Below are 13,372 nucleotides of genomic sequence, written 5' to 3'. Positions count from 1 at the left end.
AGGGGGTTCTACAGGTTGCGAACCGTGTTGATACCGAGCGACATTCCGGCCAGCCCGCGCTGACGGACGGCCAACTTGTCGGCGATGTCCTTGAGTGCGATGGCTGCGGGTGAATCGGGAGCGCTGAGGACGATCGGCGTCCCGGCGTCGCCTGCCTCGCGGACGGACGGATCCAGCGGGATCTGTCCGAGAAGCGGAACCTTGGCGCCGACGGCCTTCGTGAGGCGATCGGAGACGGTCTGCCCGCCGCCTTCGCCGAAGACGTCCATGCGGGTGCCGTCGGGAAGTTCGAGCCACGACATGTTCTCGACGACGCCGGCGACGCGCTGGCGGGTCTGCAGGGCGATGGCGCCCGCTCGCTCGGCGACCTCGGCAGCGGCCTGCTGCGGTGTGGTGACGACCAGGATCTCGGCGCTCGGGATGAGCTGAGCCACCGAGATGGCGATGTCACCGGTGCCGGGCGGCAGATCGAGCAGCAGCACGTCCAGATCGCCCCAGAACACGTCGGCGAGGAACTGCTGGAGTGCGCGGTGAAGCATCGGTCCGCGCCAGACGACAGGAGTGTTGCCCTGGGTGAACTGCGCGATGGAGATCATCTTCACGTCGTGTGCAACCGGCGGCATGATCATGCGCTCGACCTGAGTGGGCTTGGCGTCGGTGCCGAGCATGCGGGGGATCGAGTGACCGTAGATATCCGCGTCGAGTACGCCGACAGACAGTCCGCGCGCGGCCATTGCTGCCGCGAGATTGACTGTCACACTGGACTTTCCGACGCCACCCTTGCCGGAGGCTACGGCGTAGACGCGGGTGAGTGAACCCGGCTGGGCGAACGGGATGACGGGTTCGGCGGAATCGCCGCGAAGCGACTTGCGGAGCTCGGTCCGCTGGGCGTCGTCCATGACGTCGAGTTCGACGCGGATCGCACCGACCCCGGCGACGTCGGCGACGGCCTTGGTGACGCGTTCGGTGATCTCGGTGCGCATCGGGCAGCCGGCGGTCGTGAGATAGATGCCGATGTCGACGCTGTTGTCACTGGAGAGGGAGATCCCCTTGACCATCCCCAGTTCGGTGATGGGTTTGCGGATTTCTGGGTCCAGAACTCGCGCGAGCGCGGAGCGAACGTCGGACTCGGTCAGTACAGACATGACTCCATGGTAAGTCCAGGTAGGTCAGTGGATGCGCGGCAGGTCCGATGCGGCGGGCACGATGCCGGTGGAGTACCCGAGCGACCAGGCCAGAACGTTGGCGACGTAGGCCGCCGAGTTGTTGTAGCGGTGGATCGCGGAGGCAACCTGGGTGACGTCCTGCATGTTGAGCCCGCCGTCGCACAGGTACTTGCCGGTGGTCAGTGCGGAGTCGAAAAGGTTCTGGGGGTCGGCGATTCCGTCACCGTTGCCGTCGCCGGCGTACTGGTTCCAGGTGGACGGGATGAACTGCATCGGGCCGACTGCGCGGTCGTAGACGGTGTCGCCGTCGAGGGCGCCGCCGTCGGTGTCCATGATGACGGCCTGGCCAGGCAGGCTGCCGTTGAGTGGCAGGCCGATCACGGGCTTGTAGAGGTTGCCGTTCGCGTCGGCGTCCTTGCCGTCGTTGGCGTGGCCGGATTCGACGCGGCCGATACCGGCGAGGAGCGTCCAGTGCATGTTGCAGTTGGGCTTCTCGACGGCGAGGATCCGCTCGGCGTTCTGGTAGGCGGCGACGCTCACGCTCGGGATTCCGAGTGCTCCCTCGGCCATGGACGCGGGGAGCGGGGGAGTGGCCTGCACGGGAGCCAGCGGCGCGGGTTCCGGCGCGGGGGCGGGAGCCGGCTCGGCGATTGCTTCGACGGCGGGCAGAATCTGCGCCTGCGGTTCCTGCGTGGCTTGTGCGGCGGTGTCCACCGTTTCGGCGGAGCTGGTGTTGAAGAACGGGACCTTGGGAGCGGCGCCGGCCGTGTTGGCTGCGGTGACGAGTCCGATAGGGATGAGTCCGGTGAGCGCGATGACCGAATTTCGACGGATGTGCGAATCTGTCTTCTTGCTGTGCCGACCCACTGTGTATGCCTCCTGAACCTCCGCGAGGAGGTTTTCCGTTCAACTGACGGAGTCGAGGCTACCTGATTTGTTGCGTTTCCGTTATTCAACCGTGATCTAGAAGGGCAGTTTGGGGCATATGCACTGTTCTTTCGTGATTTTTCGGTTACAGAGCGGGCATGCCGGGCAGGCCCGGGAAGAACGGCACGAATGCCGGAGCCGGGGCCGGAGCGGGCTCCGGTGCGGGTGCGGGTGCCGGTGCGGGCTCCGGCGAGGGGGCGGCGGGCGGAGAGGATTCCGCGGGAGCCGCGTCGGTGGAGGCGGGTGCCGTGGCGGCCACTGCCATGCCCGGGATCGTGCACGGCAGAAGGATGCCGTCCTGCAAGCCGTCGAGGGCTGCGGGGTCCGGAAGGATCACACACATGTCGTCGGGCCAGCGCCATCCCTCGGCCGTCAGAATCGGCCACACGAGACCCCGTGAGGTGAGGACGGGGAGCGGGATTATCGGACCGGGAGCTGCGTTCCGGGCGGCGTTGGGTCCCGGAGCGGGGCTGGTCGGCATGACGCCCGGCGGGATCAGTGCCTGGATCTCGGGTGAGAGTGCAGGCATGTCCGGCAGACCCGGGAAGAGGGGAGTGGTGGTCGGGGTCGGCGTCGTCGACGCTGATTCCTTGTCGCCGGCCGCCGGATCGGTAGCTGCAGCCGCGGCGAGTACGGCCGAAGCGGCGGAGTCTGCCGAGGCGGCGGCGTTGATCGCGGAGCTGCCGGTGTTGATGCCCGAGGTGTACGGCAGCTGACCGGAAGGAATGACACCGTTCTTGTATGCCGTCGACCACATGATCACGTTTGCTGCGTAAGCGGCCGAGTTGTTGTATCGCAGAACAGCTTTGGTCTCCTGGGCGACATCGCGCAGGTTGAGTCCGCCGCTGCAGAGGTACTTCGCTGCCGAGAGTGCCGCATCGAAGACGTTGTTGGGGTCCTTGATTCCGTCCCCGTTGCCGTCGCTGGCATATCCGGCCCAGGTGGCCGGAATGAACTGCATCGGCCCGACGGCGCGGTCGTGAGTGGGGTCGCCGTCGATTGCGCCCTTGTCGGTGTCCCGAATGACCTCGTTGCCTGCCAGCCGTCCGTCGAGGACGGGGCCGAGGATCGGGGTGACCGTCGTACCCACCGAGGTCGTCTTGCCGCCGTTGGCGTGACCGGATTCGATGCGTCCGATGCCGGCCAGAAGATGCCAGGGGATTCCGCATCCCGGTGCCTCGGTCATCATCACCAGCTCCGCGGAGCGGTACGCGTTCAGGACGATCTCGGGGATGCCCAGAGAGGTGAGGACGACGGCCGCAGCGTTGGGCGCTGCCGGGGCGCCGGCGACCGTATCGCTGGGCGGGGCCGATCTTTGCGTTCGGACCGTGCGGGGCGTCGGGAGGAAGTCGACAGAGTCCGGCTGCGCAATCGAGGCGGAGCCCGCCAGTGCGATCGGAACCTGTGACCCTCCGGTCGGTGCGCTTCCGGCAGTGAGGGCCGCTGGACCTGTGACGACGAGCAGTCCCCCCACCAGTGTGGATGCTGCAATCATTCCGCGTACTCGCACGATTCCCCTTTGCTGGCGCTCCCGCTCCGGAGTACCCACCGTGATATCCATATTGCTGTGACTTACGTTACATATCGGTCACGGTGCGTGCAGCAAAACTCAGCGAACGCTCAGCTAGTTGTGACTTTGTTTCGCAGTATTCGAGTCACGGTGCTTCTTCTTCGGGGTCGGTTCGCCGTCGGCAGCAAGGATCGACTTGATCTCCTCGAGCTCCCGTCGCAGGTAGTCGCGGGTGGCAACCTCGCCGACGGCGATACGCAGAGCTGCGAGTTCTCGGGCGAGGAATTCGGTATCCGCCTTGGTTTGCTCGGCGCGTGAGCGGTCCTCCTCGAGCGAGACCCGGTCGCGGTTCTCCTGACGGTTCTGGGCCAGCAGGATCAGCGGCGCCGCGTAGGCGGCCTGGGTGGAGAAGGCCAGGTTGAGCAGGATGAACGGGTACGGGTCCCACTGCAGGGCCACCGCGAACACGTTGATCAGGATCCAGACGATCACGATGATCGTCTGGATTGCGAGATAACGCCCGGTGCCGAGGAAGCGGGCGATGCGTTCACTGACGCGCCCGACAGCTTCGACGTCGAAATCGAGATTGAACCGGCGGCTTCCGCGGGGCGTTTCCAGTCGTTGCCGTGCGGTCGTGCTCGACGCCCGTTCGCTCATCGGAGTAGTTCCTCGTCGTCGGAGTAATCCTCACGCCAGTCTTCCGGCAGGAGGTGATCGAGCACGTCGTCGACCGTCACGGCCCCGATCAGGTGGTTCTCGTCGTCCACGACCGGCCCGCATACCAAGTTGTACGTCGCGAAATACCGGGTGACCGACGCCAACGAGTCGTCCGGGGCCAACCGGGGCATGTCGGTGTCGAGTAGTCCGCCTACCAGGCTGGCGGGAGGCTCGCGGAGAAGCTTCTGCAAGTGGACGCAGCCGAGATACCGCCCGGTCGGAGTCGCCGTCGGCGGACGTACGACGAAGACCATGCTCGACAGCGCCGGGGTCACGTCGTAGTTGCGGGCGCGGGCAAGGGCCTCCGCGACCGTCGTCGAGGCCGTCAGTACCACCGGTTCGGGCGTCATCAGACCACCGGCAGTGTCCGGGGAATGCTCGAGCAGGCGTCGAACAGGTTCGGAATCCTGCGGGTCCATCAACTGAAGCAGTGACTCGGCCTCGGTTTCGGGCAGCTCGCCCAACAGGTCGGCGGCGTCGTCGGGATCCATCGCTTCGAGTAGATCGGCGGCGCGTTCGACTTCCAGGTGCATCAGCAGATCGGTCTGGTCGTCCGCCGGCAGTTCCTGCACGACGTCGGCGAGGCGTTCGTCGTCGAGCGCCACGGCCAGTTCGTGGCGGCGCTTCTCCGGCAGTTCGCGCATGGCGTTGGCCACATCGGCGGGTCGCATGCCTTCGTACTGGAGAAGCAGGTGAGCTACGCCCTGGCCGGGGAGTGAGAGGTCGCTCTGGGTGAGGCCGGCGACGTGCTGCCAGTCGACGATGTGAATCGCCGCGCGTCGACCGAGGCGTCCGCGATGGCCGCGAACCGCGACCTTGGAGACCACCCAGTCTCGCGTCCGCGTCGATTCGATTCCGAGATCGACGACTATCGTGTCGACGCCGTGAAGCTCCTCGAGTTCCGGGTCGTCCACGCGCACATGCGAATCGAGTACCTGCGCCAGAGCGAGCACTTCGCCCGGGCGCTGGTTGAAGCGCCGCAGACTGACGTTGCCGGTGGTGAGGGTGACTGCACTCGGTTCGATTGCTGTCACACGCAACATCGGAACGAAAATGCGTTTGCGCGTGAACATTTCGATCACCAGACCGAGAACGCGGGGTTGCTGGCGTCCGATGCGGACCGTGATGACGACGTCGCGCACACGACCGATCGATTCGCCGTCCGGGCCGAGTACAACCAGGCCGGCAAGCCTGGCTGCAAATACCTTGCCTGCTGCTGCCATGATTGCAAGGCTAATTCGTCCAGCGTCAAAATCTGCAACGGCGCCACCGAAAATCGAGAAGGGCAGTCCGCAATGACTTCACGCAACCGTTCCCGTCGATCGGTATTGGCAGTTCCCGGCAGCAGTCGGAAGATGATCGACAAGGCGAAGGGATTGCCCGCCGACGAGATCTTTCTCGACCTCGAAGATGCGGTGGCGCCGCTGGCGAAGCAGGCGGCCAGGGAGTCGATCGGCGACGCGTTGGCCGAGGACGGGTGGGGCAAACAGGTCAAGGTCGTCCGGGTCAACGACTGGACCACCGAATGGACGTATGCCGACGTCGTGGAGGTGGTGGGCCGCGCCGGAGCGCATCTGGACGCCATTCTGCTGCCCAAGGTTCCCGATGCGAGTCACGTCCAGGCGCTCGATTTGTTGTTGACGCAGGTCGAAAAGGCCAACGGTCTCGAGGTCGGCAGGATCGGGATCGAACCGCAGATCGAGAACGCGATCGGCTTGACCAACATCGACGCGATCGCCACCGCGAGTCCCCGCGTCGAGGCGCTCGTGTTCGGCCCGGCCGACTTCATGGCGAGCTTGAACATGCGAACTCTGGTCGTCGGTGAGCAACCGGACGGCTACGACCGCGGTGACGCGTATCACCACATCCTGATGACCATCTTGATGGCCGCGCGGGCGCACGGCGTCCAGGCCATCGACGGGCCGTACCTGCAGATCCGCGACGTCGAGGCTTTCACTCGGTCGGCTGCGCGAACGGCAGCGCTCGGTTTCGACGGCAAGTGGGTTCTGCACCCCACGCAGATCGAGGCGGCCAACGAGGTGTTCAGTCCGCGCCAATCCGATTACGACCGTGCGGAACTCATCTTGGACGCGTACGCGTTCCACACCTCGGCTGCCGGGGGAGGGCGGGGCGCCGTCATGCTCGGCGACGAGATGATCGACGAGGCGAGTCGCAAGATGGCACTGGTGATTTCGGCCAAGGGTCGCGCCGCGGGGATGGCGCGCACGTCGGAATTCACGCCGCCCGAACACGCCTGACGCTCGCATAGCCGAACGAATCAGGTCTGTAAAGGGCACAATAGGGGGTAGATGTACTTGCGTCATCCGCGTGGATGACGTGCCCGAAAAGAGGAGCGCAGCCAGCCATGTCCAATCCGCTCGGTCAATCGTCGAATGGGTCGCGCCGTGGAGCGTTGCCGACACCGCCTTCGGGATGGCCCATCGGGTCGTACCCCACCTACGCCGAGGCGCAGCGCGCAGTCGATTACCTCTCCGATCAGGAATTCCCGGTTCAGGACGTCACGATCGTCGGCGTGAACCTGATGCAGGTCGAGCGAGTTCTCGGTCGGTTGACGTGGGCCAAGGTGATCGGTGGCGGCATCGTCTCCGGTGCTTGGCTCGGTGTCTTCTTCGGCCTGGTGCTCGGAATCGTCACCGGTGGTTTCCTCGCTCCGCTGATCGCGGGCATCGTGGGCGGCATCATCTTCGGTGTCATCTCCACGACGATTCCGTACGCCGCGACGCGTGGGCAGCGGGACTTCGCCTCGACGATGCAGTTGGTCGCCGGACGTTACGACGTACTGTGTGAGCCCAAGACGGCGGAGTCGGCGCGCGACCTGCTCGCCAAGCTCGCCATCTGACATTCTCGCTCGGGCTGCCAACTTGTGTGATCTCGGTTACTTTATGTACACGCGGGCGAGGTAGTACTCGCTTCCCGTGACCGTTTGCCGGACAAGGAAATAGGTCCCTTCTCCGGCAAAAGTGCCGATGTGTGGTGCGTCGGCCAGCCGTAACGACTGCGCCGTCTCGCCGCCCGAGGAGGACGGCTGTGCAGAACAAGAGATCGCGGGCGGGGCAGAACGAGAGATCGCGGGCGGGACAGAAGAAGAAATTGCGGGCGGGGCTGCTCGGCGCGGCAACATTGTTGTTGGCGCCCTTGCTCAGTGCGTGCGGATCGGACAATGACGACGGCGTGGTGCTGTCCTTCTACACCGCTGCCGACGGCGCCGAGCAGTATGCGGAGGCCGCCGCCAATTGTTCGGCGGCGTCGAACGGCGCGTACCGGGTCGAGCAGAAAACTCTGCCCAAGGGTGCCGACGACCAGCGACTTCAGTTGGCCCGGCGTCTGACCGGCAATGACAAGTCACTCGATCTGATGACGCTCGACGTGGTGTGGACTGCCGAATTCGCCGAAGCGGGATGGGCATTGCCGCTTCCTGACGACGTGGCGGCCGAGGTCAGCAACGGGACGCTCGAGGGTCCGCTGGAGTCGGCGAAGTGGCAGGACCAGCTCTATGCGGCGCCATTGAACACCAACACCCAATTGCTCTGGTATCGAAAGGATTTGATGCCGGACGGGCAACCACCCCAGACCTGGGATCAGATGATCGACATCTCCGAAGGCCTGGCCGCGGAGGGGCGCCCCAGCTGGATCGGTGTGCAGGGCAAGCAGTACGAAGGATTGATGGTCTGGTTCAACACTCTTCTCGCCAGTGCCGGCGGATCGGTGGTGGGGCCGGACGGAACAACCGTGACGGTGGCCGACGGTGATGCTGCCCAGCAGGCGCTGACCGTCATGAAGCGCGTCGCTACCGCCAAGGGTGCGGATCCCTCGATCTCGCAGGGGGATGAAGCGTCGTCGCGACTGGGCATGGAGAGCGGCAAATCTGCCTTCCAGGTCAACTGGCCGTTCGTGCTGCCCGGCATCATGGAGAACGCCGAGAAGGGCGATCTGCCGTACATCGACGACAAGGGCAACGTCACCAGTGAGAACACCGGAAACACGGTGCTCACGGTGAACGGCGAACGGAATTTCCTTGCCGCTCCGTATCCCTCGGTGATCGAGGGTAAGCCGGCCGAGGTCACGATCGGCGGCTTCAACGTGGCGGTGGCCAAGACCAGCCAGCATCCGGACCTCGCGTTCGAGGCGCTCACCTGTCTGCGTAACGAGGAGAATCAGCGCAACAACGCGGTAGCCGGTGGCGTTCCGCCGACTCTCGAGAGCCTGTACGACGACCCGGCGTTCCAGGAGGCGTACCCGGCGTGGCGTGAGGTTCGCGACAGCCTGGACACCGCTTCGGTTCGTCCGGTTTCTCCTGCCTATCAGAGTATTTCGACGCTCATCACTGCCACGCTGAACCCTGTGGGAAACATCGATCCGGAATCGACCGTGAACGATCTTGCCGAGCAGGTACGCAAGGCAGTCAATTCCGAGGGGCTGATTCCGTGACGATCGACAGCGAAAATTCGGGAGCTGCACCAACAGTCGCGACGCCATCGCCGGAGCCGAAGCACTCCGCGAAAACGAAGATGTCCGACGGAAAGGCGGCCGAGCGTCGCCTCGGTCTCTGGCTGGTGGCCCCGGCCGCGATTCTCATGATCGCGGTGACCGCATATCCGGTGGTCTACGCCGTGTGGCTGAGTTTGCAGCGCTACGACCTGCGCTTCCCGGATCAACGAAAGTTCGTGTGGTTCGACAACTACGTGTCGGTGCTGACCGACGGTTACTGGTGGCAAGCGTTCGCGGTGACGACGTCGATCACGGTTGTCTCGGTCGTCATCGAGTTCGTTCTCGGACTGACCATCGCACTGGTGATGCACCGAACGATCGTGGGCAAGGGGCTCGTCCGCACCGTTGTGCTCATCCCGTACGGCATCGTCACCGTTGCGGCGGCATACAGCTGGTACTACGCGTGGACGCCGGGGACCGGCTACCTCGCCAATCTCCTGCCCGACGGCAGTGCGCCGCTCACCGACCAGATCCCGTCGCTCGCGATCATCGTCCTTGCCGAGGTGTGGAAGACGACGCCGTTCATGGCGCTGCTCCTGCTCGCCGGCCTGGCGCTCGTGCCCGACGACCTCCTCAAGGCGGCTCAGGTGGACGGCGCCGGTGCGTGGACCCGGTTGGTACGCATCATCCTTCCGCTGATGAAGCCCGCCATCCTCGTCGCTCTGCTGTTCCGCACACTCGACGCGTTCCGCATCTTCGACAACATCTACGTGCTGACGAAGGGAGCGAACGACACCGGGTCGGTGTCGATTCTGGGTTACGACAATCTGTTCAAGGCATTCAACTTGGGTATCGGATCCGCGATCAGCGTGCTGATCTTCGTGTGTGTGGCAGTGATCGCGTTCATCTTCATCAAACTTTTCGGTGCTTCGGCTCCCGGATCCGATACGGAAGGACGCTGACATGACCGTGACTCCCAGACTCAAGATCAGCTGGTCCGTCGTCAACCTTCTGGTCTTGCTGTACGCGTTGGTTCCCGTCCTGTGGATTGCGAGCCTGTCCTTCAAGCCCGCCGGAACCATCAAGGACGGCAAGTTCATTCCGGAGAAGTGGACCCTGGACAACTACCGAGGAATCTTCGACACCAGCGCCTTCACCAGTGCTCTGATCAACTCCATCGGCATCGGACTCATCTCGACGGTCATCGCCGTGGTGATCGGAACCATGGCTGCTTACGCGATTGCGCGCCTGGATTTTCCGGGCAAGAAGCTGCTGGTGGCTGTTGCCCTGCTGATCGCGATGTTCCCGCAGATTTCATTGGTGAGCCCGCTGTTCGACATCGAACGACGGCTCGGACTCTTCGACACCTGGGCCGGACTCATCCTGCCGTACATCACCTTTGCGTTGCCGTTGGCGATCTACACGCTCTCGGCATTCTTCAAAGAGATTCCTTGGGAACTCGAGAAGGCGGCGCAGATGGACGGCGCGACGCCGGGGCAGGCGTTCCGGAAGGTGGTAGCTCCGCTCGCCGCGCCCGGCATCGTCACGGCGGGCATTCTGGTGTTCATCTTCTGCTGGAACGATCTGTTGTTCGCGATCTCGCTGACGTCGACCGAACGCTCCATCACCGCCCCTGCGGCCATCGCAAACTTCACCGGCGCTTCACAATTCGAGGAGCCCACCGGGTCGATCGCCGCGGCCGCCATGGTCATCACCATTCCGATCATCATCTTTGTTCTGTTCTTCCAACGTCGTATCGTGGCCGGGCTTACTTCCGGCGCAGTGAAGGGATAAGCCTGTGGCCGAGATCGTGCTGGACAAGGTGACCAAGCTGTACCCGGACGGAGCCAAGGCGGTCAGTGATGTCGACATCACCATCGCCGACGGAGAATTCATCATTCTCGTGGGCCCGTCCGGTTGTGGAAAATCCACGACTCTCAACATGATTGCCGGGCTGGAAGACATTTCGACCGGTGAGTTGCGGATCGCGGGTGAACGCGTCAACGAACGCGCCCCCAAGGACCGCGACATCGCGATGGTGTTCCAGTCGTATGCGCTGTATCCGCACATGACGGTGCGTCAGAACATCGCTTTCCCACTGACATTGGCGAAGATGTCCAAGGACGAGATCAACGCCAAGGTCGACGACGCTGCGCGGGTCCTGGACCTCACCCAGCATCTCGATCGCAAACCGGCGAACCTGTCGGGCGGTCAGCGTCAGCGTGTCGCGATGGGACGCGCAATCGTGCGCAGCCCGAAGGCGTTTCTCATGGACGAGCCGCTTTCCAACCTGGACGCCAAACTGCGCGTGCAGATGAGGACGGAGATCGCCCGTCTGCAGCAGCGACTCGGTACGACAACGATTTACGTGACCCACGACCAGACCGAGGCGATGACGCTCGGCGATCGGGTAGTCGTGCTGCGCGGCGGAATCGTGCAACAGATCGGTGCGCCGCAGGAACTCTACGATCGTCCGAACAATCTGTTCGTGGCGGGATTCATCGGGTCCCCGTCCATGAACTTCTTCCCCGGACAGTTGACGGCGGACGGTGTGAGCACGCCGATCGGCGATGTTCGCCTGCCCGCGGCGGCGCAGTCGAAGATCTCGGGCAGCGGTTCGGGCAAGGACGTGGTGGTCGGTATCAGACCGGAGCATTTCGAGGACGTGGCGCTGGTCGATGCAGCGCAGAAGCCGCACGGCGGGACGTTCACCGTCGACGTCGACGTGCTGGAATCGATGGGTTCGGACAAGTACGCGTATTTCCTCGCTGGTGGCCCCGCCGTCAACTCTCGTGAACTCGAGGAACTCGCTGCCGATTCGGGAACGGCCGTCGCTGGTGGAGGTCAACTGGTTGCCAGGCTCTCGTCCGAGTCCACGGTGGCCCAGGGCAGGTCTGTCGATCTCTGGTTCGATCCCGCCAAGATCGCGGTGTTCGACGGCGGTACGGGAGCCAATCTGCTGCTGTGACCTTTACCCGGGCAAGGTGACCGAATACGTCGCGCCCCAGGGGAGCGGTACCTGTTCGGGGCCGGGCGCTGCATCGGCTGGTTCGGGTAGGGGGACCAGGCGGCCGAATTGTTCGTGATGGGTGGAGGCCGGGGTGGCTTGCGCTGTCCCGGCCACCACGGCGATCGGCGCCGCTGCCAGGGCGCCGGCGACGGCAAATCGAGTGGCGATGCGGCGCTTGCTTGCTCGGGTCGAGATCATGAGCACTCCTGCGTGGTTTCGAGGTTCGGTGAATGCTGTGCCATTCACGGTATTGCGGGTTGATTGTGAAATCTCGTGTGCGAAGCTCATTCACAGGGAACTGGGATGGGCGGCACAGGAGGACAGATGAACGAATCCTCGGTACGAACCGAGCACCTGCCCGGCGGCCCGGACCTCGAGCGGATCTTGCGCGAACACGCCTACCGCGGTGCGTACCTCCAACTGACGGTGCGCGGCGCTCTGGTGCTGTTCATCGCCCTGACACTGATCTTCGTCCCGCCGATGAACGACGCGGGATGGTGTTTCGCGATTCTGGGCGCCTATGCCCTCTGGTCGGCAGCCGTGGCGCTGTGGATCCGCAAAGGTGGCACCGGCCCGGTGACGATGATCTGGCTCGGCTTGTTCGTCGACCTCGCCGTGCTCGCAACTCTGACATTGCTGACCGGTCTCGCAGCCGAGCAGAGTTGGACCGCCGACATCTTGAGCAACGGGCTCTTCGTCATTCCGGTTCTTGCGTGTACGCAACTGCGGACGGACGTGTGTGTCGGCGTCGTTGCCTGCACGATCGGGGTGTTCTTCGTTTCCAGTTGGGCAACGATGACTTCGAACTCCGAGCCGTGGCCGTCGATCCTGCTGAGCACCATGGCCTTGGCCGGAGTGGGCGCAGGCGCAATCGGACTGACTCGGATTCAAAGATCACGCGTGTTGACCATCGGGCACCTCGTCGGGCATCGCACCAGCCTTCTGGCCGAACTCATGGGGCTGGAGCAGCGTGAGCGCACAGAACTGTCCGAGCAATTGCACGACGGGGCGCTCCAGTACGTTCTCGCCGCGCGGATGGATCTCGACGAATTGGCAGACAGTGCGGAGCCTGTCGCGTTGGCGCGAGCCGGAAAAGCGCTCGGTGAAGCGACCACGCTGTTGAGATCGTCCGTCTCGGAACTGCATCCCACAGTTCTCGTCCACGTGGGCCTTGCCCGCGCAATCGGGGACCTCGCGCGCTCGGCGCAGGGACGCGGCGGAGTGGTGGTCGACGTCGACACTTCGGGCTGGAACGACGATCTACGCACGTCCGCGGACGAAGTCTTGTTCGGCGCCACCCGAGAGCTTCTGGGCAACGTCGTCAAACATGCCGGCGCGCAGAACGTCCGGATCGAGCTTGCACGACTGGACCACCGTGCGGTGCTCGTGGTCTCGGACGACGGTCGGGGGATCAGCGCCGATCGGATTGCCGAACGACGGGCTGCCGGGCACATCGGACTGCTCTCGCACGAACTGCGGGTTGTTGCCGCGGGTGGCTCGTTCTCGGTCGGACCGGGTGAAGAGTCCGGAACCCTCGCGCGAGTCGAGATACCGTTCGAGATCGTCACCGCCACTGACCACGATCGTTGAGGA

13 protein-coding genes are annotated in these 13,372 nt (G+C 64.2%); 7 read left to right on the top strand and 6 right to left on the bottom strand.

Annotation, left to right across the window (positions count from 1 at the left end; genetic code table 11):
- Window positions 1–8: 8 nt before the first annotated feature.
- From ACN50D_RS27485 to ACN50D_RS27465, 5 genes are all read right to left on the bottom strand, one after another.
- Window positions 9–1,145, bottom strand: a complete 1,137-nt coding sequence (locus ACN50D_RS27485) for an Mrp/NBP35 family ATP-binding protein (protein ID WP_003945178.1) — start codon at window positions 1,143–1,145, stop codon at window positions 9–11.
- A 24-nt stretch (window positions 1,146–1,169) separates the two neighbouring features.
- Window positions 1,170–2,033, bottom strand: coding sequence for a lytic transglycosylase domain-containing protein (locus tag ACN50D_RS27480; RefSeq protein WP_003945171.1), 864 nt, complete (start codon window positions 2,031–2,033; stop codon window positions 1,170–1,172).
- A gap of 145 nt (window positions 2,034–2,178) precedes the next feature.
- On the bottom strand, window positions 2,179–3,642 hold the full coding sequence (locus ACN50D_RS27475; RefSeq protein WP_232319017.1) for a lytic transglycosylase domain-containing protein: 1,464 nt from the start codon (window positions 3,640–3,642) through the stop codon (window positions 2,179–2,181).
- A gap of 75 nt (window positions 3,643–3,717) precedes the next feature.
- Window positions 3,718–4,260 carry a DUF1003 domain-containing protein gene (locus ACN50D_RS27470; protein ID WP_003945067.1) on the bottom strand — a complete coding sequence of 181 codons (543 nt, stop codon included), beginning with the start codon at window positions 4,258–4,260 and terminating at the stop codon, window positions 3,718–3,720.
- Entirely contained in the window at window positions 4,257–5,543 is a 1,287-nt protein-coding gene (locus ACN50D_RS27465; RefSeq protein ID WP_003945077.1) for a magnesium transporter MgtE N-terminal domain-containing protein, read from the bottom strand. Before ACN50D_RS27465 ends, ACN50D_RS27470 begins: the two co-directional genes overlap by 4 nt.
- Window positions 5,544–5,615: 72 nt before the next feature.
- Here ACN50D_RS27465 and ACN50D_RS27460 point away from each other — a divergent pair, with 72 nt between their 5' ends.
- The 6 genes from ACN50D_RS27460 (at window position 5,616) to ACN50D_RS27435 (ending at window position 11,737) form a co-directional block, all read left to right on the top strand.
- Window positions 5,616–6,578: an HpcH/HpaI aldolase/citrate lyase family protein gene (locus ACN50D_RS27460; protein ID WP_054187358.1), complete on the top strand. Its 963-nt coding sequence runs from the start codon at window positions 5,616–5,618 to the stop codon at window positions 6,576–6,578.
- Between the two features lie 107 nt (window positions 6,579–6,685).
- Entirely contained in the window at window positions 6,686–7,180 is a 495-nt protein-coding gene (locus ACN50D_RS27455; RefSeq protein WP_003945065.1) for a general stress protein, read from the top strand.
- 251 nt (window positions 7,181–7,431) lie between these two features.
- Window positions 7,432–8,769, top strand: coding sequence for an ABC transporter substrate-binding protein (locus ACN50D_RS27450; RefSeq protein ID WP_037131899.1), 1,338 nt, complete (start codon window positions 7,432–7,434; stop codon window positions 8,767–8,769).
- 80 nt (window positions 8,770–8,849) lie between these two features.
- Window positions 8,850–9,731, top strand: a complete 882-nt coding sequence (locus tag ACN50D_RS27445) for a carbohydrate ABC transporter permease (protein ID WP_044480569.1) — start codon at window positions 8,850–8,852, stop codon at window positions 9,729–9,731.
- 1 nt (window position 9,732) lies between these two features.
- Complete coding sequence (locus ACN50D_RS27440) at window positions 9,733–10,563, top strand: carbohydrate ABC transporter permease (protein ID WP_003945075.1); 831 nt, start codon at window positions 9,733–9,735, stop codon at window positions 10,561–10,563.
- Window positions 10,564–10,567: 4 nt separating this feature from the next.
- Window positions 10,568–11,737: an ABC transporter ATP-binding protein gene (locus tag ACN50D_RS27435; protein ID WP_003945069.1), complete on the top strand. Its 1,170-nt coding sequence runs from the start codon at window positions 10,568–10,570 to the stop codon at window positions 11,735–11,737.
- Window positions 11,738–11,740: 3 nt separating this feature from the next.
- Here the strand turns inward: ACN50D_RS27435 and ACN50D_RS27430 are convergent, their stop codons facing one another.
- Window positions 11,741–11,977 carry a hypothetical protein gene (locus ACN50D_RS27430; RefSeq protein ID WP_207624637.1) on the bottom strand — a complete coding sequence of 79 codons (237 nt, stop codon included), beginning with the start codon at window positions 11,975–11,977 and terminating at the stop codon, window positions 11,741–11,743.
- A 126-nt stretch (window positions 11,978–12,103) separates the two neighbouring features.
- On the opposite strand from ACN50D_RS27430, the gene ACN50D_RS27425 reads away from it, so the two are divergent.
- The gene (locus ACN50D_RS27425; RefSeq protein WP_054187364.1) at window positions 12,104–13,369 is read left to right on the top strand and encodes a sensor histidine kinase; all 1,266 of its coding nucleotides are present in this window, start codon (window positions 12,104–12,106) and stop codon (window positions 13,367–13,369) included.
- Window positions 13,370–13,372 lie beyond the last annotated feature (3 nt).

Origin of the sequence: Rhodococcus sp. SB1D (assembly GCF_048573875.1) — a bacterium.
Classification (GTDB): Bacteria; Actinomycetota; Actinomycetes; order Mycobacteriales; family Mycobacteriaceae; genus Rhodococcus_F; species Rhodococcus_F qingshengii.
This window is presented reverse-complemented; position numbering and strand designations above follow the sequence as displayed.

What these genes read in the sequence shown, in the direction of transcription:
- ACN50D_RS27485 (WP_003945178.1), bottom strand. Translation starts at nt 1,145, where the DNA reads ATGTCTGTACTGACCGAGTCCGACGTTCGCTCCGCGCTCGCGCGAGTT.
- ACN50D_RS27470 (WP_003945067.1), bottom strand. Translation starts at nt 4,260, where the DNA reads ATGAGCGAACGGGCGTCGAGCACGACCGCACGGCAACGACTGGAAACG.
- ACN50D_RS27465 (WP_003945077.1), bottom strand. Translation starts at nt 5,543, where the DNA reads ATGGCAGCAGCAGGCAAGGTATTTGCAGCCAGGCTTGCCGGCCTGGTT.
- ACN50D_RS27460 (WP_054187358.1), top strand. Translation starts at nt 5,616, where the DNA reads ATGACTTCACGCAACCGTTCCCGTCGATCGGTATTGGCAGTTCCCGGC.
- ACN50D_RS27455 (WP_003945065.1), top strand. Translation starts at nt 6,686, where the DNA reads ATGTCCAATCCGCTCGGTCAATCGTCGAATGGGTCGCGCCGTGGAGCG.
- ACN50D_RS27445 (WP_044480569.1), top strand. Translation starts at nt 8,850, where the DNA reads ATGTCCGACGGAAAGGCGGCCGAGCGTCGCCTCGGTCTCTGGCTGGTG.
- ACN50D_RS27440 (WP_003945075.1), top strand. Translation starts at nt 9,733, where the DNA reads ATGACCGTGACTCCCAGACTCAAGATCAGCTGGTCCGTCGTCAACCTT.
- ACN50D_RS27430 (WP_207624637.1), bottom strand. Translation starts at nt 11,977, where the DNA reads ATGATCTCGACCCGAGCAAGCAAGCGCCGCATCGCCACTCGATTTGCC.
- ACN50D_RS27425 (WP_054187364.1), top strand. Translation starts at nt 12,104, where the DNA reads ATGAACGAATCCTCGGTACGAACCGAGCACCTGCCCGGCGGCCCGGAC.